Source organism: Granulosicoccus antarcticus IMCC3135 (genome assembly GCF_002215215.1).
GTDB lineage: Bacteria > Pseudomonadota > Gammaproteobacteria > Granulosicoccales > Granulosicoccaceae > Granulosicoccus > Granulosicoccus antarcticus.
On the sequence record NZ_CP018632.1, the window covers coordinates 5,456,783 to 5,476,570 of the forward strand.

General features: G+C 52.8%; 19 protein-coding genes. 5 read left to right on the forward strand and 14 right to left on the reverse strand.

Features of this window, described 5'->3' with window-relative positions:
• Window positions 1-38: 38 nt before the first annotated feature.
• Window positions 39-1,703 (reverse strand): aromatic/alkene/methane monooxygenase hydroxylase/oxygenase subunit alpha, encoded by a 1,665-nt coding sequence (locus tag IMCC3135_RS23640; RefSeq protein WP_088922033.1) that lies wholly within the window; start codon window positions 1,701-1,703, stop codon window positions 39-41.
• 770 nt (window positions 1,704-2,473) lie between these two features.
• Here IMCC3135_RS23640 and IMCC3135_RS23645 point away from each other — a divergent pair.
• The 5 genes from IMCC3135_RS23645 to IMCC3135_RS23665 all read left to right on the forward strand — a co-directional run bounded on the left by IMCC3135_RS23645 (window position 2,474) and on the right by IMCC3135_RS23665 (window position 6,994).
• Window positions 2,474-2,752, forward strand: coding sequence for a hypothetical protein (locus IMCC3135_RS23645; protein WP_157736231.1), 279 nt, complete (start codon window positions 2,474-2,476; stop codon window positions 2,750-2,752).
• A gap of 1 nt (window position 2,753) precedes the next feature.
• On the forward strand, window positions 2,754-3,887 hold the full coding sequence (locus tag IMCC3135_RS23650; protein ID WP_088919836.1) for a WD40 repeat domain-containing protein: 1,134 nt from the start codon (window positions 2,754-2,756) through the stop codon (window positions 3,885-3,887).
• Between the two features lie 15 nt (window positions 3,888-3,902).
• On the forward strand, window positions 3,903-4,100 hold the full coding sequence (locus IMCC3135_RS23655) for a hypothetical protein (protein WP_205737687.1): 198 nt from the start codon (window positions 3,903-3,905) through the stop codon (window positions 4,098-4,100).
• 305 nt (window positions 4,101-4,405) lie between these two features.
• Entirely contained in the window at window positions 4,406-4,888 is a 483-nt protein-coding gene (locus IMCC3135_RS23660; RefSeq protein WP_088919837.1) for a hypothetical protein, read from the forward strand.
• A gap of 159 nt (window positions 4,889-5,047) precedes the next feature.
• Window positions 5,048-6,994 (forward strand): sigma-54-dependent Fis family transcriptional regulator, encoded by a 1,947-nt coding sequence (locus IMCC3135_RS23665; protein WP_169727520.1) that lies wholly within the window; start codon window positions 5,048-5,050, stop codon window positions 6,992-6,994.
• Between the two features lie 45 nt (window positions 6,995-7,039).
• Here IMCC3135_RS23665 and IMCC3135_RS23670 read toward each other — a convergent pair whose 3' ends face one another.
• The 13 genes from IMCC3135_RS23670 to zipA all read right to left on the reverse strand — a co-directional run bounded on the left by IMCC3135_RS23670 (window position 7,040) and on the right by zipA (window position 19,743).
• Window positions 7,040-8,593, reverse strand: coding sequence for a carboxypeptidase M32 (locus tag IMCC3135_RS23670; protein WP_088919839.1), 1,554 nt, complete (start codon window positions 8,591-8,593; stop codon window positions 7,040-7,042).
• A 5-nt stretch (window positions 8,594-8,598) separates the two neighbouring features.
• Window positions 8,599-8,988 (reverse strand): SET domain-containing protein, encoded by a 390-nt coding sequence (locus IMCC3135_RS23675; RefSeq protein WP_205737688.1) that lies wholly within the window; start codon window positions 8,986-8,988, stop codon window positions 8,599-8,601.
• Between the two features lie 88 nt (window positions 8,989-9,076).
• Window positions 9,077-9,424 carry a PilZ domain-containing protein gene (locus IMCC3135_RS23680; RefSeq protein ID WP_088919840.1) on the reverse strand — a complete coding sequence of 116 codons (348 nt, stop codon included), beginning with the start codon at window positions 9,422-9,424 and terminating at the stop codon, window positions 9,077-9,079.
• Between the two features lie 10 nt (window positions 9,425-9,434).
• Window positions 9,435-10,412, reverse strand: a complete 978-nt coding sequence (gene holB, locus IMCC3135_RS23685) for a DNA polymerase III subunit delta' (RefSeq protein WP_088919841.1) — start codon at window positions 10,410-10,412, stop codon at window positions 9,435-9,437.
• A gap of 2 nt (window positions 10,413-10,414) precedes the next feature.
• Window positions 10,415-11,044: a dTMP kinase gene (gene tmk, locus IMCC3135_RS23690; protein ID WP_088919842.1), complete on the reverse strand. Its 630-nt coding sequence runs from the start codon at window positions 11,042-11,044 to the stop codon at window positions 10,415-10,417.
• The gene (mltG, locus tag IMCC3135_RS23695) at window positions 11,044-12,048 is read right to left on the reverse strand and encodes an endolytic transglycosylase MltG (RefSeq protein WP_088919843.1); all 1,005 of its coding nucleotides are present in this window, start codon (window positions 12,046-12,048) and stop codon (window positions 11,044-11,046) included. Before mltG ends, tmk begins: the two co-directional genes overlap by 1 nt.
• Entirely contained in the window at window positions 12,048-13,277 is a 1,230-nt protein-coding gene (fabF, locus tag IMCC3135_RS23700) for a beta-ketoacyl-ACP synthase II (protein WP_205738161.1), read from the reverse strand. The genes mltG and fabF overlap by 1 nt, the downstream gene beginning before the upstream one ends.
• A gap of 216 nt (window positions 13,278-13,493) precedes the next feature.
• Entirely contained in the window at window positions 13,494-13,736 is a 243-nt protein-coding gene (gene acpP / locus IMCC3135_RS23705) for an acyl carrier protein (protein ID WP_088919844.1), read from the reverse strand.
• A 237-nt stretch (window positions 13,737-13,973) separates the two neighbouring features.
• A complete protein-coding gene (gene fabG, locus IMCC3135_RS23710; protein ID WP_088919845.1) occupies window positions 13,974-14,726 on the reverse strand; it encodes a 3-oxoacyl-ACP reductase FabG in 753 nt (250 codons plus the stop codon).
• A 40-nt stretch (window positions 14,727-14,766) separates the two neighbouring features.
• Window positions 14,767-15,741, reverse strand: a complete 975-nt coding sequence (fabD, locus tag IMCC3135_RS23715) for an ACP S-malonyltransferase (RefSeq protein ID WP_236994646.1) — start codon at window positions 15,739-15,741, stop codon at window positions 14,767-14,769.
• Between the two features lie 173 nt (window positions 15,742-15,914).
• Window positions 15,915-16,718, reverse strand: coding sequence for a 4-hydroxy-tetrahydrodipicolinate reductase (gene dapB / locus IMCC3135_RS23720; protein WP_088919846.1), 804 nt, complete (start codon window positions 16,716-16,718; stop codon window positions 15,915-15,917).
• A 7-nt stretch (window positions 16,719-16,725) separates the two neighbouring features.
• Complete coding sequence (ligA, locus tag IMCC3135_RS23725) at window positions 16,726-18,765, reverse strand: NAD-dependent DNA ligase LigA (protein WP_088919847.1); 2,040 nt, start codon at window positions 18,763-18,765, stop codon at window positions 16,726-16,728.
• Window positions 18,766-18,768: 3 nt separating this feature from the next.
• Window positions 18,769-19,743, reverse strand: coding sequence for a cell division protein ZipA (zipA, locus tag IMCC3135_RS23730; protein WP_157736233.1), 975 nt, complete (start codon window positions 19,741-19,743; stop codon window positions 18,769-18,771).
• Window positions 19,744-19,788: the final 45 nt, after the last annotated feature.

The following is a 19,788-nucleotide window of genomic DNA, read 5'->3' on the forward strand; positions in this document are numbered from 1 at the left end:
CAACCCACCTCTGCGCATCGCCTACTTCAAACGCAGACTCAGTTGCAGGTGTTGATCGTGAATCCGGCTTGATATTCTTTGATATGAGCAACACGATCTGTGTCATTCATCGCTCGCAGCGCATTCAGCGGTGAAGTCATCGTATTACCGCGGATGTCATCCAGCTTCCACATGTCCTTATCGTCGAATCGCAGATGAGGTTGTGGTACCAGCGTCTTGCCATCTTCGCGTACAAAGTTGAGGTCCTTGACCACGTCGGCCAGATCCCAACCGTCATAAAGCGTTTCCCATTCGCGCTTGCCGGAGAACTCACCCATGGCAGGCGTAGCTCGACCCTGATACTCATCGGAGAAGGCTTCCACCGCTGTCCAGCGATCCAGTTCATGAGCGAACGTGTGCAACTTGCCGTCAATCGTATCGACGACCATGTCCTCACGAATCAGGCACGGAACCAGGCAAGACCAGCAACGATGTGGGTATACATAACCCACCTCTTCATTGAACGCGAGCACCTTCTCACCAGGCACACTCAGCTTTGCATACCATTTCCAATACTCACCGAACTCTGCATACCAACCTGGATACTTGTGCTCGAACCACTCAAAATCCTTATCGGTCTGAGCTTCAATACGCCAGAAATTCACGGGCCAGCCAACGGAGAAGAATTGCGCAACCTTGTGCACATAGCGTTTTTCGACAATGCGCTTCCAGGCCTCCTGAACATCATCGTGATGAACCTTGATTCCGTACTTTTCAAGCGGCAGCATATAGGTTCGATAGTAGTCTTCGAATATCCATCGATGCCACATCTCGGCATAAGACTCCTTATCCTTATCCCGATTGGTTGTGCCATATTCTATGAACGTGCCGACAGCCGCATCCACGATGGCGTGGTTCTGCCAGAATGCATAACGAAGATCACGTTCGAGAAGCAGATGATTTTCAGGCTCTTTGAGCGCAGCCATCAACAGAGAGTGACCGTTTCCGATGTGCCGGCTTTCATCTGATTGAACCGACAGAAATACAGTCGGCAATGCATAGTCGCCATTTCGCGCCGCTTCGGAAGGCATGGCTACGAACAGTGTATTAGTGAAGGCTGTTTCTGCCACGACCGTCAAGTACATGCAGGCAGCTGTCATCGTGTCACCGGTAATGAATGCCTCACCAAACTGACGACCGATGGTAGTGGCATAACACTTGCCAAAAGCCTCTTCGGTGATATCAAAACCTGCCGGATCGATATAGTTTTCCATATACCACTTTTTCAGATTCATCTGAATAGTGGAATGCCGGAATTCATCGACCATCTGCATGGTAAAACCTGTACGCAGCTCCTCACCCGGTGCAAGCCTGGCAACCATCGCCATCGAGCGGGCAGCGGATATTTCGGGAAACGGGATAATCGACAGAAACAGTTTCATCCATTCAATCCAACGCGGCTCTACGTTGCGGAACATATCGCCGCGCAACGCCGCATCCAGAGCGCCATAGACTCGATTGTCTTTCTCTTCTTCCATCGGAAAATAGGAGCGAAGCACCTGCTTCATCGGGTCACGTGGTGCTTTGGTGATCTTGTAGTCAGTGGGGTATGTACTGGCCTCCTGAACGTAGGTTGGATTCCAACCCAGGTCCGCAATTTTCTTGGTCGCCTCGCCTACGGGAATGCCCCGTTGAGACGTGATCTTGTTTAGCGTAATTGCCATAAGGCATGTATCTCCTTCTGCTGAGTCCGTTAATGCAGGGTTGATGGAAGCAATCTTTGCTGCCAATTCATGCGACCTGAAGTACGCGCTTTTCATCGGTATCAGTAAGGGGCGATGATCTTGTCGCTCAGTTCACGACACTCACAGTATTGGGGAATCAATCGTTGTGCAACGACGTATTCAAGGCCACATTCACAGCGGGAAATTCACGCAGTTGTGTAACTGTAAGCCTGCTGTATCAGCATTTGTAACGTATCGTTACAGCGTGAATCATTCTGAAACAGTTTTCAGATGAAGCAGATCAGTATGTAACGACAATGCGGGGTCGGATCTGCATTATATCGATGTAACTAGACACTCATCTCAAACATTACAAACTATCCATATTTACACTCCACTTCATTACCCCTGTTTTCATGGCCATTCAGAGTCAACAACTCAGCTAACAACAAGCATGACGCAAGTCAGAACACCGATATTAAAAAATGATCAATCAAGAATATTTTCAGAATACAAACACATGACTACAAGGGTCATAGCTGCATTTAGACTCATTCATATCTATATAAACTGCATTTACCTCTTCACGAGCGACGATGTTTCGTATAGTCTTTGCGATGCGAGATCACGGGACTTGTTCCTTACAACATTAAATTCGGCTCTCCATAACCGATGCGCTCTCCAAAACCCGATATCGCACTCTTGCAGGCAACAGGGTCTATTGAATCGACACAAGCCCCCTGTCATGAAAAGAACCGAGGACTAAAACCATGACTGGTGAATCAAACACTATAGAGAGCCTAATGCTCCAGCGAGCGGAGTTGATCGGCAAGCTATCTCAGGCAACTGCGGAACATATGCGCATACTGCGAGTGAGTAGCGGAATTGATGTTCTATTGATGAAACAGCCGCAATCTCCCGAAGACATCAAGAGTAAGTCGGAAACAGAGGCCAGAATCACCAACAGCCAGTCTCATGTAGATATGCTTGAGGCCAGCCTTGCAGTAATAGACAACAACATTGAAACTACTTTGAATTCGGAGGCATGAAATGGTGGGTAACCGTTCCGCAGGAACTTCTCTTTTTGATTTATTGGCAAGAGCATGGACTCTGGATGACGAGGTTGTGCAAACAGGTTTCAACCGAGCCGATTCAGCAGTCTACTTCCGTCTTCAGTCAGGAAAGCTTGCTCTGGCAACTACCAGGGATTCGGAAAGTCCCAAAAGCCGCACTCGTATAGAAACTGATACCGGACGTACAACTATTCGCCAGCGGGAAAATCCAATTCCAGAAGCCAGGATCATCCCTATCGCGCTGAATGCCGAACTGCCAATCGTACGTTTCGGAGAAAACGGGTTCATGGCTGTTGACGCCGATGGTGTTCCACATCAGATAACAGCGCAGGGTCAGTGCATTGAGAAGGCCAACTCGATTGTCGGACCACAGATCACATCACTATGCAGTGATCGCAGCGGCGAGACTCTGGCAATTGCGGGACCGTTGTCGATCTGTGTTTACAAAGCAAGCAGTCTGCAGGTACTGGCTGAAATAGATATAGAACGTCATATCAGCTGTATGGCATTCTCTGCCGACGGTGAACAACTGGCTGCCTGGGGCGAAGGCTCTCTGACACTGATTGACAAGAAAAACCCTGCGAGCGCTATACACCATATAGATGGCATCAATGAGGTCAGTCAAATCAACTGGGATAGCTCAGGGAATTACCTCTCATGCACCGCCAATACTCATGCATTCTGGATCGTCGATGCCAATGCGGGGACAGCCCGGATAATTGAAGGATATCCCGGCAAGGTCAAAATTGCCACTTTCAATGAGGCCGGCAAGGCGCTCGTCACATCCGGTGCATTCCGACTCGCTGGATGGTCGACAGAGGATTTGCCCGGCAAAGACCATCCAGGCACCCCACTATCCTCTGGCAAACCGGGAATGGTCATTGTCAATACGCTCGCAGCTCACCCAAAGCGAAGCCTTGTGGCGGTAGGGTATCCCGATGGTCTGGTCACCATAAGCAGTGTCGGTACTCCCGAGGAAATGATGGTGCATAAGGAGAACGGTACTGAAGTCAATGATCTGGCCTGGTCGGACACCGGCGAACACCTGAGCATTGCTTTCAAATCCGGTAAAGCCGCCGTCGTGACCTTCCCTGACAAACTTTTCAAATAAACAGAGACACCCACCATGCAAGAAAAGAAAATGAACGACAAATTATCCGAAGAAGAAGTCAGCAAAGACAAGTACTTCTCTCAGGTCTCCGCCATTTCCGAGGAAATGATCAAAGACCATGGAAAGGACTTTGCGATGGGAGCGCTGGTGATGGCAGCTCAATGGATTGCTCAGAATCAGGAGCCCAAAGAGCAGCATGCGGCCCAACACTGAAGAACCAAACACCCGCTTTCCGGATCTTCGAAGCGGTTCAGCGGGCAGTAACCATCTCTGCCCCGCTGAAAATCTGTTTTTCTCGAAGATGTTTAATCATAAGAATCTTTACAGAGTCCGAGCCTTCGTCGGTTGTTGAATTGACACCTGACTGACTCCAAGGCTCGGATAACAGTGTTTACATTGCGATATAAGTAAGATAACCTGATTTTTCGTGTATAGCGATTGGGGGATCTTCTTGTCCGCACCTCAATCCCGATACCAGCCCTCGTGATTTGAAGTGGCTGCACATTAAGGACAGTTTTATGGTCGATATCATCTCCAGAAAATCAGGACCACGACGTGAAGATGTCGATGCCAAACGGGTCATCAACAAGAACTGGCCAACAATCAGTCGCCTTGCAGATCAGATCAGTAACGGTGGATATTCTCGATCCCGCAAAACTCTGGCCGAGGCAAAGAAAAGCCCTGCACCATTGCAATCGAACCTTCACATAGTCGGTGGATCCAGCAAGACTCTGACCCCCGAACCCATGGTGCGGGTCAGCATGAATAATCGCGTCATTGTCATGGATGTACGGTCCGGCAAACAGCTGGATTATCTAGGCGCAATTCGTTTTCAGGGAAACCAGAAATATTTTGCTCTGGCGACCAGCGCAAATGATTTCTTTGCAACCGTTGACGAAGAGACAGAACAGAAGCTTGCTGACCTGGATGGCGTGGTAATCGAATCCGATGAAATCCAGCTGAAATTCATCGAAGTTATCAAAAACAGACTCGACATATAGACCCGGACAAACCTTCTACCTACTTCATGACTACCAGCCTAACTAGCGGTGACCACTTCTCTCGAAGAAACCAGAAAAATGCGCACAAACTACTGCAGCGCTCAAAGACGAAAGACTGCATCATCCAGCAGGGAAGCTGAGTATCACCACTATGACACCATGCGCGCATGGGAAAGTTTTGTAGATGGAAATATTGCGAGCGTAGAACTCGAAAAAACAGTTCGTCCTGAAATACTGGCAAGCTGGGCACGATGCTCCACATCCGGAGTCAGTGCTCTGGCCAGTTCGTCACCTCGACGGGTTGATGAAAACCACATCAATACATTGAGACGAAAGAATCGCCATTTGTGTGAAGCGGCCAGTGCCGCCTTTGACCGGTTAGCCCCCCATCTTTGCGGGACCGGCGCAATTCTGATACTGACCGATCCAGAGGGCACCATCATCGATGTCATCGGTGATGCCCAGACCCTGGACCTGGGACGTGAGATTCATCTGGAAGTCGGCGGTGCCTGGGATGAGCAGGTTATCGGAACCAACGGTATCGGCACCGCCTTGCGCACCGGCAAGCCAACGTATGTACATGCATCGGAGCACTTTTGCCAGGGCATCAAATCCTGGACCTGTGTCGGCGTTCCTATCATTGATGCATTGGACCGATCAGTGATTGGGGTTATAGATCTGTCTGGCCCGTCCAGCATTCATCAACCACATAATGTCGCTTTGGTCGTCTCTACCGCGAGAGAAATCGAATTACATCTGGCTCATCGACAACGTGAAGAACACACAACCTTACTGGAAGAATTCATTGGCAATCCCAGACGTCATGACAGCAGCAGCGTCATCGTCCTGCTGAATAGCAGCGGTAAGGTGGTATTCAGCCGCAACACAGAGCAATTGGAGCTGGACGGATTCGGACGCTTTGATGCCGGCACTCAGCTGCTCGACCTGTACCCCGATATGTCTGTTCGAGAGCTGGAAGCGGCATTGCCACCCGCCCTGCCAACCAAGGATATCGACCTCATCAAGGCAGGTGGAGAGACTCAAGGCGTTGCCTTGATATTCCATAACCAGTCAGCATCACTGCCACCGCGCTTTTCCAGCGCAGGTATTTCCATAAAACCGCGCTCAGGCGTTCAGGAGGATGAAGTCAACATCGTCGGCGAATGCCCGAAGATGCAGGAAGCCATCGAGTTTGCCTATCGCGCTGCGGAAATGAAAGTGCCTGTATTGATACAGGGCGAAACAGGTGTCGGCAAGGAAATGTTTGCACGCTTGATACATAGCCATCTGGCGAACAGAACAACACCTTATGTCGTCGTCAACTGCGCCACCTTATCGTCGGAGTTGATCAGAAACGAGCTGTTCGGTCACGTCGTGGAAGCCCATCCGGGATTCTCTCGTGAAGACAAACTGGGTAAATTCGAAAGAGCCAATGGAGGCGTACTCTGTCTTGATGAAGTCGGCGATATGCCCATTGAACTTCAGACGTTTCTGCTGCGCACTCTTGAACAACGTGCAATCTACCGGGTAGGCTGCGATATCCGGCGACCGATCGATGTACAGCATATCGCCATGACAAGCCGAAATATTCGCGAAGATATTATCAACGGTCGGTTCCGCCAGGATCTGTTCTACCGCATTGGAACCATCGTCATCGAGATCCCGCCGCTTCGTGAGCGTGGTCAGGATCTGGATCGGCTGATCGATTATTTCAATGAGAAATTATCCAGAAAATTCGGCCGTGAAAAACTTAGATTCGATGCAGCAACCATCAGTGCGCTTCATCAATATCGATGGCCTGGAAACGTTCGTGAACTGCGCAATATCATTGAACGGCTCTGCCTGTTGAACCATAAAAGTATTGTATCGGCATCGGATTTACCTGAAGAGATTGCCAACCCGAATTCGAACGCATTCCTGTCCGGCAATGAGCCTTCCATGTCATTGAACAATCCCATGGATCTGGACGAACTCGAGTCAATCGCCATTCAACGTACCATTGATAGAGAAAAAGGCAATTTATCCAAAGTGGCCACGGCACTCGGAATATCACGACCAACCTTGTATCGAAAAATCAAAGGCTATGGTTTGAATCGCAACAAATAGACTGATCTCACGCCCTCGCTACGATCGCTATTCTCGGACAGCCTCCTAGTCGATATCCTGCAGATAGCGACTGCGTAAATGCGCTAGCAAATGCCTTGCATCACTGCCCTCGCCTGTCGCAGCACTCATCAATTGCTGCGATTCCAGCGCGCAGCCGTGCTTCCAGATATTGTCCGACAACCACTGTCTGACAAAACCGACATCACCCTGGGCAAACTGCTGCTGCCATTCAGGATGCTGCTGCTTGAATGAGGCCCCCAGCTGCGCCGCATTCACCGCCCCCATCGTGTAGGAAGGAAAATAGCCGAATGCACCATCTGTCCAGTGAATGTCCTGCAGACAACCCAGTGCGTGATTACCGCTGACCGACAGACCCAGGTAATTCTGCAAGGAAGCCTGCCAGGCTTCTGGAATATCATCCGCCTCCATTTTCCCATTGATCAACGCACTTTCAATGTCATAGCGCAACATGACATGCAGCGGGTAACTGACCTCATCAGCTTCGACGCGGATGAAGCTGGGCTTGACTCGTGTCTGCGCCATCCAGATGGCATCGCTGTCAAAGGCAACAGTTGCCGGCAAGTGCCGATGCAAAGGTTCCAGCATGGCCTTGCCAAAGGATCGCGACAGGAAGAGATGCTTTTCGAACAGCAGACTCTGGCTTTCGTGAATACACATATTGCGGGCTCGACCCACAGGGAATGATTGCAATTCATCCGGCAGACCTGACTCATAGGCGGCATGCCCGGTTTCGTGAGCCGTTGCCTGCAAGGCGTCTGCAAAATCAGTTTCGCGATAACGCGTGGTAATACGTTGATCCCCTTTCACACCCGTGCTGAATGGGTGCATGCTGACATCCAGCCTGCCCGACTCAAAATCAAAACCCAGCATACTCATCAGGGACTCACTCAGAGCCTGCTGCTGTGCAATGGGGTAACTGCCCTCCAGACTAGTGATGCTTTGCGATGCCTGGCGCTCCATGACTTCCTGCATCAAACCCGGCAGCTCTTGCTTGAGTTGTGCGAATACACCGCTAATCAACGCTTGACTGTCACCGGTGCAGTGCAGGTCCAACAGTGCATCGTAAGGGGTCGCGAAGCGCTCAGGAGCCAGTGCCTGGCGGCATTGCGCCTCTTCACGTGCCAGTGCCACCACCGGTCGGAAGTTTTCCAGAAAGCCTGCCCAGTCATTATTGCCACGCTGAGTACGCCAGCCATGCTCACAACGAGAACCGGCAATCACCTTGGCATGCACCAGCTCCGCAGGCAAGGCCATCGCTTGATGCCAGCTACGCTTCATTTCCCGGATGTGCGCCGTCGCGTTCGCCGTCGCGTGCGCGGTCGCGGTCGTCGCATCAGACTCAGTTGTTGAACTATCGGTAGCGAGCGCAAGCTCAGCCTCGCCAATCCAGTCACCGACCTCCGGAGCCGTCAGCAGCTCGTGCCTGAGACTCGCAAGCTCTGCCAATGCCGCCGAGCGTGGCTCATTACCCGCGTTGGGCATCATCACCATCTGATCCCAGCTCAGGAATGTGCTTGCATGGTCCAACTGTGCAAGACGGTGGAAACGGTTTTCCAGCTGTTTGATTGATTGACTCATGATGTTTACCAGCCGTAGTCGTGCAACAACTCTTCACCGGCTTTCACATCGCGCACGATAGTGACGTCCAGATCCGAGTAGGCGGCGTTGGGGTTTTTGTCGTGATTGATGTACTTGAGATCGTTGGTCAGTTCAAGACCTATTTCGTCCGTGATCCAAAGTACGTAGATACCATCATCAAAAGTCGGCATGCCATGCAGTCGACTGAGCACGGTACCCGCCTTGAGCCGTTTGGCCGCAAACAGGCCTTTTCCATGCACGGCACTGGTGGCTACGAAAACCTTGTCCGAAACATCGCTGGGGCGAGCATCCTTGTAGTCAGCCATGATGCTCTCAACCGAACGCCGGCCTTTTTTCTTGCCAGGCCCATCGCCCTTGCTCTTAACCGCTGTCATGCTCTGGATGTCACCCGAATGTTGAAAAGGGTGTAGCGTACCGGAGCGGCACCCATCACTCCAGTAATAAAGCCCCGCCCAGACGATGCTACATGGTTTGTGTCGGTCGATCACCCTGAAGCGTCGCCGCCAGATGTTGCTCGATATTCGACTTGTTCTTGCCGTGATCTTCCTCGGAAAACTGCACACCGATGCCAGCGACTTTGCTGCCCTGTGCACCCGGCGGCGTCAACCAGACGACCGTACCGCTAACCGGAGAGATGCTGTGGTCATCCATCAGCTTGAGCAGCATGAAGACCTTGTCACCGATCTCGTAGTTACGTGCAGTGGGAACAAAGACACCACCGTTCTGAACAAATGACATATACGACGAATACAGGGCGCCGCGGTCAGTGATGGAGAAAGAGATAATGCCTTTTCGTGTTTCTTCGGTCATAGAGGAACATTCAGCCGTTAGTCATGAGACGTATATCGGCAAATATTCCCTCCAGCACAGTCTGAGTCTTGAAGCTGGCGCTGTCAGAACGATGTAATTGCAATAAACGATCGTGAATCGTGAACCATGTCTCGTTTGAAAGACGGTGTCGTGTCTCAGATATGACCGATGACACATCAGGGTCAGCACCGGCAGGCAGATTTGCTTCCTGCTTCACAGCCAGCAGAGCCCAACGACTGAACGTGGCCAGACACAAGCTGGTATCCAGATTCGACAGTGAATCGCTGATACGCCCCACACTCCCCTTATGCTCGAACAGATCTTTCCAGGCTTTCAGAAGTAACTCACGGGCATCCTGAAATTCCTTGTTCTGCATGTTCAGAGCGGCATAAGGTCCTCCGCCTGCTTCCAGCAAGGCCGTCTCCGCAGCTCCTTCCATATTCTGCGACAACCATTCGATTGCTGCCGGCCTGTCATGCATTTTCAGCGTGATTTTCTGACAACGACTACGAATCGTGGCTGGCAATGCGCCCGTGCGAGTCGCACTGAGAATCAGCACCGCATGATCCCCGGGTTCTTCAAGTGTTTTCAACAGACTGTTAGCCGCATTGCGGTTCAATGTATCTGCCTGCTCCAGCAGTGCCACCCGATAACTGCCTTCACTGGCAGTCAACTGCAACCACTCCACCAGCTCACGAACAGGATCGACCTTGATGGTCGCATTCGCACCTTCAGGCACCAGTTTGCGGAAATCAGGGTGGGAGCCTGCCAGCAACTGACGACAGGATTCACAACTGCCACAGGCACCTGTTTCAGTGCGCTTTCGGCACAATAAGGACTCAGCCAGCCATTGGGCGAAGGCACGTTTTCCGATGCCGTCTATACCGTTCAACAACAAGGCATGTGGCAGTCGCCCCTGACGTGAACGTTCCATCAGGGCGGCACCGTCCTCCCTTAACCAGGGCGGACAAGGTGTCAAGGCATTCATTATCAGCCTTCACTCAGTATCGGCTGCAGCGCCTGACGAACGGACTCCTGAACCAGTTCGAGAGAGCGGCCCGCATCAATCACGACGACCCTTTCAGGCGCATCACTGGCCCGCTGCAAATAAGCTGCACGGGCACGTTCGAAAAACGCATGGGCCTCACGCTCGATACGATCAGGCTCGCTGCGAGCTGCCATGCGCTCGAGGCCCTCTTGAACAGGCATATCCAGCAGAATGGTCAGATCGGGCTCAAGCGTGACACCCATCAAGGCATGCAGTTCCGCCACCCGCTCTACTCCCAGCTGCCGCCCAGCGCCCTGGTAGGCAATGCTGGCGTCCAGAAACCGGTCACACAGAACCCATTTGCCAGCGGTAAGCGCAGGCTCGATGACGCGAGCAATATGCTCGACCCGGGAGGCGGTCATCAACAGTAATTCGGTAACATCATCGACCTGCCCGTCAGCGGCGAGAACCAGCTCGCGCAAGGATTCCCCCAGCGGGGTACCACCGGGCTCACGCGTACCGACAAAGGCAATATTGGCATCATCCAGCAGCGCTTCGACAAATTGACGATTGGTTGTCTTGCCAACCCCTTCCAGCCCTTCGAGCGTAATGAATTTACCGCGCATGCTCATCAGCGTTTGAGTTGATATTTACGGACCGCTGCGTTGTGCTCTGCCAGTGTGTCTGAAAACTGGTGAGAGCCATCGCCACGCGCAACGAAATACAGCGAGGTGGTTGATTCTGGATGCAACACAGCTCGAATAGCTTCACGCCCCACCATGGCAATCGGTGTTGGCGGCAGACCTGCTCGGGTATACGTATTGTACGGAGTGTCAGTGGTCAGATCCTTGCGCCGAATATTGCCATCATAGCTATCACCGATACCGTAGATCACAGTTGGGTCGGTTTGCAGTCGCATTTTCTTGTTGATACGAGACAGGAAGACACCGGCTATCAACGGACGCTCAGCAATTACTGCTGTTTCCTTTTCGACAATCGAAGCCAGAATCAGCGCTTCATACGGTGTTTCCAGAGGTATGTTTTCTGCGCGACCTGCCCATTCTTCTGCCAGTACCCGATCCAGGTTCTGCTTGGAACGCAATAGATAATCCAGATCACTGGTGCCTTTGGGAAAGGCATAGGTATCGGCAAAGAACTGCCCCTCAGGGTGCAGTCCCGGAAAACCCAGCAGTTCCATGATGGCCTCAGGTGAGGCCAACACTTCCTCGGTAATAGTGTGGCGCAATACAGTCGAGCTTGCCACCCTTGCCAGGGTCTGCTTCCAGTTTGAGCCTTCTATGATGTTTTGCGAATACTGGGTAGTTTGCCCCTGAATAAAAGTGGCAAATAACTCCGGTACGCTCATGGGTGCAAGCAGACTGTACTCACCCGTCTTGATACCCGCGCCCTTGTCACTCAGCCGAACATACAGATCGAACCAGTAACGCTTGTCGATAATGCCTTGCTGTTCCAGCTCCACCGACAATCGCTTGGCAGACCAACCCTTCTGGATGGTGAACAAGGTGCTGTCTGAGGGCAGATTAACGGGCTCGGCGAGATAGCGATTGTAATCGCTCCAGGAATAGTAGCCAGCGGCACCACAACTCAGCGCCACAAGCAACAGAAAGAAACGCATCACACGCCGTCTTTCGCGAATATCAGTGTGCCGTTCGTGCCACCAAATCCGAAGGAATTACTCATGGTCACATTCAGCTTTGCCGCGCGCTTTTTGTTCGCAACAAAGTCAAGATCACAACCATCACCCGGGTTATCCAGGTTGATGGTCGGTGGTGCCACCTGATCACGCATGGCCAGCACACAGAAAACAGCTTCTACACCACCGGCTGCTCCCAGCAAGTGACCCGTCATGCTCTTGGTCGAACTGACCAGAATTGATTGTGCATGTGAGCCGAAGGCGGTCTTGATCGCCTGAGTCTCGGCCACGTCGCCCGCAGGTGTTGATGTTCCATGCGCATTGACGTAGTCGATGTCCTCTGCGGTTAGTCCCGAGTTGCGCAGCGCCGCTTTCATGCAACGTGCCGCACCTTCGCCATTGGCTGATGGCGTTGTCATGTGATGGGCGTCGCCGCTCATGCCATAGCCGGCAACTTCGCAGTAGATTTTGGCACCGCGAGCTTTTGCATGCTCGTACTCCTCAAGTACCATGATGCCGGCCCCATCACCCAGTACGAATCCATCCCGATCCCGATCCCATGGGCGACTGGCTGCCGCAGGGTCGTCATTGTTAGTGGATAAGGCTCTTGCAGCCCCGAAACCAGCCAATCCCAAAGGACAAGTTGCCATCTCGGCGCCACCCGCGACCATCACGTCAGCATCACCATATTCGATCAGACGCGCTGCGTCTCCGATGTTGTGAGTGCCACTGGTACAGGCTGTTACTGTGCACAGGTTCGGCCCTTTGTAGCCAAATTTGATGGACAGATTGCCACTGATCATGTTGATGATTGTAGACGGTACGAAGAATGGCGATACCTTGCGTGGTCCACCGTCCAGCAACGCCTTGTGCTGAGCTTCGATATTCGGCAAACCGCCTATTCCCGAACCGATGGAGACGCCTACGCGTTCCCGATCCAGACCTTCTGCACTTTCCAGACCCGCGTCTTCTATGGCCTGCATGCCTGCAGCAATGCCGTAGTGGACAAAAACGTCCATCTTGCGAGCATCCTTGGCGGAAAAATATTCCGTTGCATCAAAGTTCTTTACTGAGGCGCTAAAACGGGTGTTATAGGCCGACACGTCGAATTGTGTAATGGTCTCGGCACCAGACACACCCGCAAGGATGTTCTTCCAGCTTTCCTCGACTCCATTACCCACAGGGGTCACAAGACCCAATCCGGTTACCACTACTCGTCTACGCGTCAAACCTCTCAGCTCCGATAAATGTGCAGTTAAGTTACGCGCGTTGCGCGCTGATAACGAGAGAGCCGCAATTTGCGACATGCCCTATGGGCCGCCAACAATGAGCGGCTCCCTCACCTGATCTGTCCAAACCTGACTTTTTAAAAGCCTGTTAAAACTGAAGCAAAACCGAGGGCCACGAAAAATCGTGGCCCGAGGTAATCAAGCTTGTTCGATATGAGCGGTGACGTAGTCAACCGCTTGTTCGACAGTGGTGATCTTTTCAGCTTCTTCATCGGGGATCTCGCACTCGAATTCTTCTTCGAGCGCCATCACTAGCTCGACGGTATCGAGAGAATCTGCGCCTAGATCTTCGACAAATGAAGCTTTGGTCGTAACTTCTTCTTCTTTTACGCCAAGCTGCTCTACGACAATCTTTTTGACGCGTTCGTCAATACTGCTCATTGTGGGGTAAACCTCCGAAAAAAATTAAGCGGCCTCAGCCGTATCGCTATTGTAGTGAGTTCCATCAGAACGTGCCAACACTTACGCAAATTCTTCTTGTGACAATAAGGACTAGCTGAGGATAAACAACGCTGGAAGCGTCAAGCATTCCAGATACAGTGCCTGAATCCGCTGACGGACTCAACTATAAAACCAGGGGGCGGCGCGGCGTCTCTATTGATACGCTGACTCCCGGCATCAGGTCATCACCATTCCACCATTCACGCTGATGGTCTGCCCAGTGATGTAGGAAGCGGCGGGAGAGGCCAGAAACAGGCAGGTTTGCGCTATATCTGACGGAGTTCCCAACCGGCCAAGAGCAATCTCGCCCTTTATTTTTTCCTTTTGATCTTCGGATAATGCATTCGTCATGTCGGACTCGATAAAACCCGGAGCAACTGCGTTGATCGTAATCGATCTGGAACCCAGTTCACGAGCCAGTGATTTGGTCATGCCAAGCACGCCTGCTTTTGAGGCAGCATAATTAACCTGACCTGCGTTACCCGTAATACCGACAACTGAACTGATGTTGATGATACGACCGCCACGCGCCTTGACCATCGGCTTGATGACCAGTCTGCACAGTCGATAGACGCTGGTCAGATTGGTCGCGATGACCTCATCCCATTCACTGTCTTTCATGCGCATGAACAGATTATCGCGTGTGATTCCTGCATTATTCACCAGAATCGACACCGGACCATAGTTTGTGCCGATCTGACTGATCGCCTCCTCGGTCTGTGCGGCATCGGTCACATTCAGGCACAAACCCGTACCCTTGATACCAGCCTGCTCAAAGCGGGCGCTGATCGCTGCCGCGCCTTTTTCTGATGTCGCGGTGCCGATAACAGTAGCCCCGTGCGCGCCCAGAAGGTCGCTGATGGCGGCTCCGATACCCCGACTGGCGCCGGTTACCAGGGCTATCTGGTTTTCTAGAGTTGATTCAGTCATTGTCTGCTGTCTGGTTGACTTGGTTATTTTACTGCACCGCTCAAGCGGCAGTGACACCGACGGCTGCCAGCGCGGCCACAAGACCGGCTGTGGAGTCCACAGGCAAGGTGGTCAGGGAGCGATCAATGCGTTTGCCCAAACCTGTCAGAACTTTACCAGGACCTGCTTCGATGACTGTCGTTACACCGTGCACATCCCTCAAAGCTTCAACTGTCCGAGTCCAATAAACGGGATTGTACACATGTGCCTTCAAATGACCGATCAGAGAATCCAGATCGTCAGCCGCACGGGCCGTGGCATTTTGCACCAATGGTGCAGACGGCTCGGAAAACGTCAGTGTATCCATGGTCTTGGCAAGCTCTTCGCCCGCATCACGCATCAGTGATGAATGATTCGGCACGCTCACCGCCAGCATGAGAGCCTTGCGGCAACCTTGCTCACGTGCCAGTGCAACCGTTTTTTCCAATGCATCCAGATGCCCGGAAATGGCAACCTGCCCCGGCGCGTTGAAATTGACCGCTTCACTGATACGCTCACCGCTAACCGAGGCGCACAGGTCAATGACAGCTTGATCATCCATACCGATCAATGCAGCCATGCCACCCTGACCTTCTGGTACCGCAGATGCCATCAGCTCTGCACGACGCTTGACCAGCGTCAGCCCATCAGCAAAGGACAAGATATCAGCGGCCACCATTGCGGAAAATTCGCCCAGGCTGTGACCCGCGAAAACACTGGGGGTCGGCAGTCCTGATTCGCGCATGACACGCCAGATGGCAACCCCTGAGGTGAACATCAGAGGTTGGGTGATACGAGTATCGCTCAAGGTCTCAGCAGGACCATTTTGCGCCAACTGCCACAAATCCTGACCGAGAACCTCCGATGCTTCTGCAAAGGTTGCCTGAATCGAACTGTATTCAGCTGCCAGCTCAGCCAGCATGCCAACACTTTGTGCACCTTGTCCCGGGAAAACAACAGCAAACGTCACGACACACTCCTTGAAATATATATCCACCGCTGCCCCCTCTCGGGTGCATGGATCTGCCTCTGATTACTTGCGCCGAACCCTGATAATAGCAATGCAGCAACAGGTATTGCCGGTGATTGTAATGGAATTGCGCTTCTAATCGTCAGAACATCATCGACAACCGTTTCGCAGCTGACCACCAGCTCGCCCGACAGCCTTTGTTATTTTAATCCCAGCACGTCTGTCATGTCATACAGACCGGCGGGTCTGGAGTGTAGCCAGATCGCTCCACGTACGGCTCCCCGTGCAAATGTCATCCTGTCGGTCGCCTTGTGAGTGATCTCTATGCGCTCTCCATTACCGGCAAACAGAACCGTATGGTCGCCGATAATATCTCCCGCACGAATGGTCTCAAAACCGATAGTCTGGCTTTCGCGTGCACCGGTAATTCCTTCCCGACCGTAAACAGCACAACTGGCCAGATCCCGGCCCAGCGCATCGGCAACCACTTCACCCATCCGGATGGCGGTACCTGAGGGCGCATCCACCTTGTGCCGATGATGCGCTTCGATTATTTCCACATCATAGTCATCGCCAAGAGCACGTGCAGCCTGCTCCAACAATTTCAGTGTGACGGTGACACCGACGCTGTAGTTGGGAGCAAACAGGATAGCGCGCCTGCTCGCATGCTCGTGCAGCCGTTCCAGCTGTTCAGCTGAAAAGCCGGTTGTGCCTATGACAACACGAGTGGAATCATCCTCAAGTGCATCCAGCAGAGCCAGAGAAACGACCGGTGCCGTGAAATCGATGATCACATCACCGCCGCGTTCCAGCGCCTGAACATTATCGACAACACTGACACCACTGGCATCGCCACCCGACAACACACTGGTATCCAGGCCAATGCAAGCCTGTCCTGGCGCATCGGCAGCGGCCCCGACTCTGGCACCTTCGCGTTCAGCAATAGCTGTCAGCAGTTGACGCCCCATGCGACCGGCAGCGCCGTTGACTGATAGAGAGATCATTATTTTTCTAGGATTCCAGAGGACCGATGAGTTCCAGCAAAGCCGCTTCATCAAGGACGGGCACACCAAGGGACTCCGCCTTGGTCACTTTTGAACCGGGCGCATCGCCTGCAAAGACAGCCGTCGTTTTGCCCGAAACACTACTACTGACCTTCGCACCCAGGCGCTGCAAGTGTTGCTTGGCATCGTCCCGCGAGAAGGTATGCAAAGTACCGGTCAATACATAGGTATTACCTGCCAGCACGGTATCTACGGCAACTGATTCTGTCGTGGGAAACTGAATACCGCACGCTAGCAAGGCGTCAACAACAGCCCTGTTATCCGGGTTGGCAAAAAACGTACGGATGCTACTGGCCGCAATGGGTCCGATGTCATCAATGCTGGTCAGCTGCTCATCACTGGCATCGATAACCGCTTCCAGCGAGCCGAAATGCCCCGCCAGCAGGGCAGCACCAGACTCACCGATATCTCGGATACCCAGCGCAAATAGAAAGCGCGCCAGCGTCGTGTGACGAGAAACGTCAATTGACTTGATCAGATTACTGGCTGACTTCTCGCCCATTCTGGGCAGGGACTGCAGTTGTGTGGCCGTTAGTCGATAGAGATCGGCAACTGTCTCAATCAAGCCGGCATCGGCCAGCTGCTCTACAAGCTTGTCCCCCAGACCATCAACATCCATGGCACGCCGGGAAGCAAAATGCTTGATGGCTTCGCGCCTTTGAGCCGCACATTGCAAACCACCAGAGCAGCGAGCCTTGACCTCGGTTGCAGTATTGATCACCGGTGATCCGCAGATGGGACATTCTGAAGGCAACACGATCATGTTGGCTTCAGGATCATCTTTGTCGACGATACGTTTTTCGACAATGACTCTGGCGACCTCCGGGATAACGTCCCCGGCGCGACGTACCACGACTGTATCGTTGAGCCGAATGTCCTTGCGGGCAATCTCATCCATGTTATGCAAAGTGGCATTGCTGACCGTGACACCACCGACAAAGACTGGCACAAGCCTGGCCACCGGCGTCAGTGCGCCTGTGCGGCCAACCTGAAACTCCACACTGTCGATGGTCGTCAACGCCTCTTCTGCCGGAAATTTCTGAGCAATAGCCCAGCGCGGAGCACGCGATACGAATCCCAGCTCACGTTGCTGTATCAGACTGTCCACCTTGAACACCACGCCATCGATCTCATAGCCCAGATCAGGGCGACGCAGCTGAATCGATTCATAGAAATCAAAGCAGGCATCAATGCCCTCGCACAGTGTTATTTCGCGATTGATCGGAAATCCGAAATCGCGCAGCAAGTCCAACGCTCCCATCTGGCTTGCGGGACTATCCATCCCCTGCACCTCACCCAAGCCATACAGGTTGATGGACAGTCGGCGACTGGCAGTCTTGCGCGAATCCAGCTGACGAAGACTGCCGGCAGCGGCGTTGCGTGGATTGACAAATGCAGGCTTGCCTGCCTCTGTCATGCTCTCGTTCAGGGCCTTGAAGGCACTGTGTGACATGAACACTTCACCGCGCGCCTCGAACACCGCAGGTGGCGGATACTTGTCCGAGCGCAGACGCAGTGGAATCATCTCGATAGTGCGAAGATTTTCGGTGACGTTCTCGCCGCTTTGCCCATCGCCGCGGGTAGCGCCTTGAACGAAAACACCATTTTCATAGCGCAGACTGATGGCCAGGCCATCCAGTTTGGGCTCCGCGGCATAGGTAATCAGCTGCTCGTCGCATTCCAAGCGCTCACGCACCCGGCGATCGAACTCATTGAGCTCTTCGCGGGAGAAGGCATTGCCCAACGACAGCATAGGCACCGCATGCCTGACCGTATCAAAACCTTCCAGCGGCGGCGAACCGACTCGCTGAGTCGGAGAATCAGGACTCAGAAGTTCAGGGTGTGCCTCTTCCAGCTGCTGCAGCTCGCGAAACAGCGAATCGTATTCCGCATCGCTTATTGATGGATCATCCAGCACATAATAACGATGCGAATGGTCGTGAAGCAATGTGTGCAGTTGTGCTGCACGTTCAAGCGGAGCCTTCACCGATCAGGACGGAACAGTTCCGAAGTACTTTTGCCGATGCATGTACTCATAGATGCCTTCACGCAAGTGCTGCACGGTCTGCTTTGTCAAGGTGCTGTGCTGCTCGTCCAGCACTGAACCACCCAACTCTCTGGCCATTTCATAGGCTTCACTGACGAGCACTTCAAAGGCAACATCAGCAGGAACCGGTCCTGGCAATTGCAGAATCATGGTAATTCCCGGCGTCTCGAAACTGCCCATGTCATTGATATCAAAAAAGCCTGGTTCGATCATCTTGGCAACCGAAAACACGGTGGTGCCCTCGTGCATCGAATGGAAGATATTCATATCGCCATAGTGGTAGCCACGACGTTCGAAGACATCCAGCAAATGATCACCCACCAGCAGAGATTCGGGTGGTGCGACCACATGCAGCATCACGATCTTGTTGGCATACTTCGGATCATCAACCGTCAGCTCATCCAGATCTGCAGGCTCCGATTGCGCAACCAACTTGCGTCGCTTGGGTGACAGCAGTTCGCCGAAGGCTTCAAATTTCTGGGTAAAGCTACTGAAGCCGGACAAGGCACCTTCGCCCTGACTACCCGTCGCATTCAATCCCTCGAACTCATAGTCATAATCAGGTGCCGGACCATGACTGAAGTCGTTGGGCGGCATACCGCTGGGCGGCATACCGCCCAGAGCAGCTCCGCCGGACTGCCCACCAGCGGTTGTACCCGGCCGTGCAAAATCGTCTGTCTCCTGAAAGCCCGGGTAGGCATCATCCAGTGCAGAATCGCCAAGCAAAGGATCATGATCGTCATTGCGATCCTGTTGCATGCCAGCATGCGCGCCCATGTCCATGCCCAGGTCACTGTCGTCTGCCCGGAAGCCGCGACTGCGCGAGCCAACATTCTGGCGTTTCGGTTTGCCAGAGAAATACAGAAGCACCAATATGGCGACGCCTGCAGCTATCAGGATCCAGCGTAGATTTTCCACAGGCATTACCTCGGTCGGAAAAGGTGTGACAACTTATAGAGATTC

Excerpts from the sequence above, each read along its gene's own strand:
- IMCC3135_RS23655 (WP_205737687.1), top strand. The coding sequence starts at position 3,903 with ATGCAAGAAAAGAAAATGAACGACAAATTATCCGAAGAAGAAGTCAGC.
- IMCC3135_RS23675 (WP_205737688.1), bottom strand. The coding sequence starts at position 8,988 with ATGACAGCGGTTAAGAGCAAGGGCGATGGGCCTGGCAAGAAAAAAGGC.
- IMCC3135_RS23660 (WP_088919837.1), top strand. The coding sequence starts at position 4,406 with ATGGTCGATATCATCTCCAGAAAATCAGGACCACGACGTGAAGATGTC.
- acpP (WP_088919844.1), bottom strand. The coding sequence starts at position 13,736 with ATGAGCAGTATTGACGAACGCGTCAAAAAGATTGTCGTAGAGCAGCTT.
- IMCC3135_RS23640 (WP_088922033.1), bottom strand. The coding sequence starts at position 1,703 with ATGGCAATTACGCTAAACAAGATCACGTCTCAACGGGGCATTCCCGTA.
- IMCC3135_RS23670 (WP_088919839.1), bottom strand. The coding sequence starts at position 8,593 with ATGAGTCAATCAATCAAACAGCTGGAAAACCGTTTCCACCGTCTTGCA.
- holB (WP_088919841.1), bottom strand. The coding sequence starts at position 10,412 with ATGAATGCCTTGACACCTTGTCCGCCCTGGTTAAGGGAGGACGGTGCC.
- IMCC3135_RS23680 (WP_088919840.1), bottom strand. The coding sequence starts at position 9,424 with ATGACCGAAGAAACACGAAAAGGCATTATCTCTTTCTCCATCACTGAC.
- mltG (WP_088919843.1), bottom strand. The coding sequence starts at position 12,048 with ATGCGTTTCTTTCTGTTGCTTGTGGCGCTGAGTTGTGGTGCCGCTGGC.
- tmk (WP_088919842.1), bottom strand. The coding sequence starts at position 11,044 with ATGAGCATGCGCGGTAAATTCATTACGCTCGAAGGGCTGGAAGGGGTT.
- IMCC3135_RS23645 (WP_157736231.1), top strand. The coding sequence starts at position 2,474 with ATGACTGGTGAATCAAACACTATAGAGAGCCTAATGCTCCAGCGAGCG.
- IMCC3135_RS23665 (WP_169727520.1), top strand. The coding sequence starts at position 5,048 with ATGCGCGCATGGGAAAGTTTTGTAGATGGAAATATTGCGAGCGTAGAA.
- dapB (WP_088919846.1), bottom strand. The coding sequence starts at position 16,718 with ATGATCTCTCTATCAGTCAACGGCGCTGCCGGTCGCATGGGGCGTCAA.
- fabG (WP_088919845.1), bottom strand. The coding sequence starts at position 14,726 with ATGACTGAATCAACTCTAGAAAACCAGATAGCCCTGGTAACCGGCGCC.
- IMCC3135_RS23650 (WP_088919836.1), top strand. The coding sequence starts at position 2,754 with ATGGTGGGTAACCGTTCCGCAGGAACTTCTCTTTTTGATTTATTGGCA.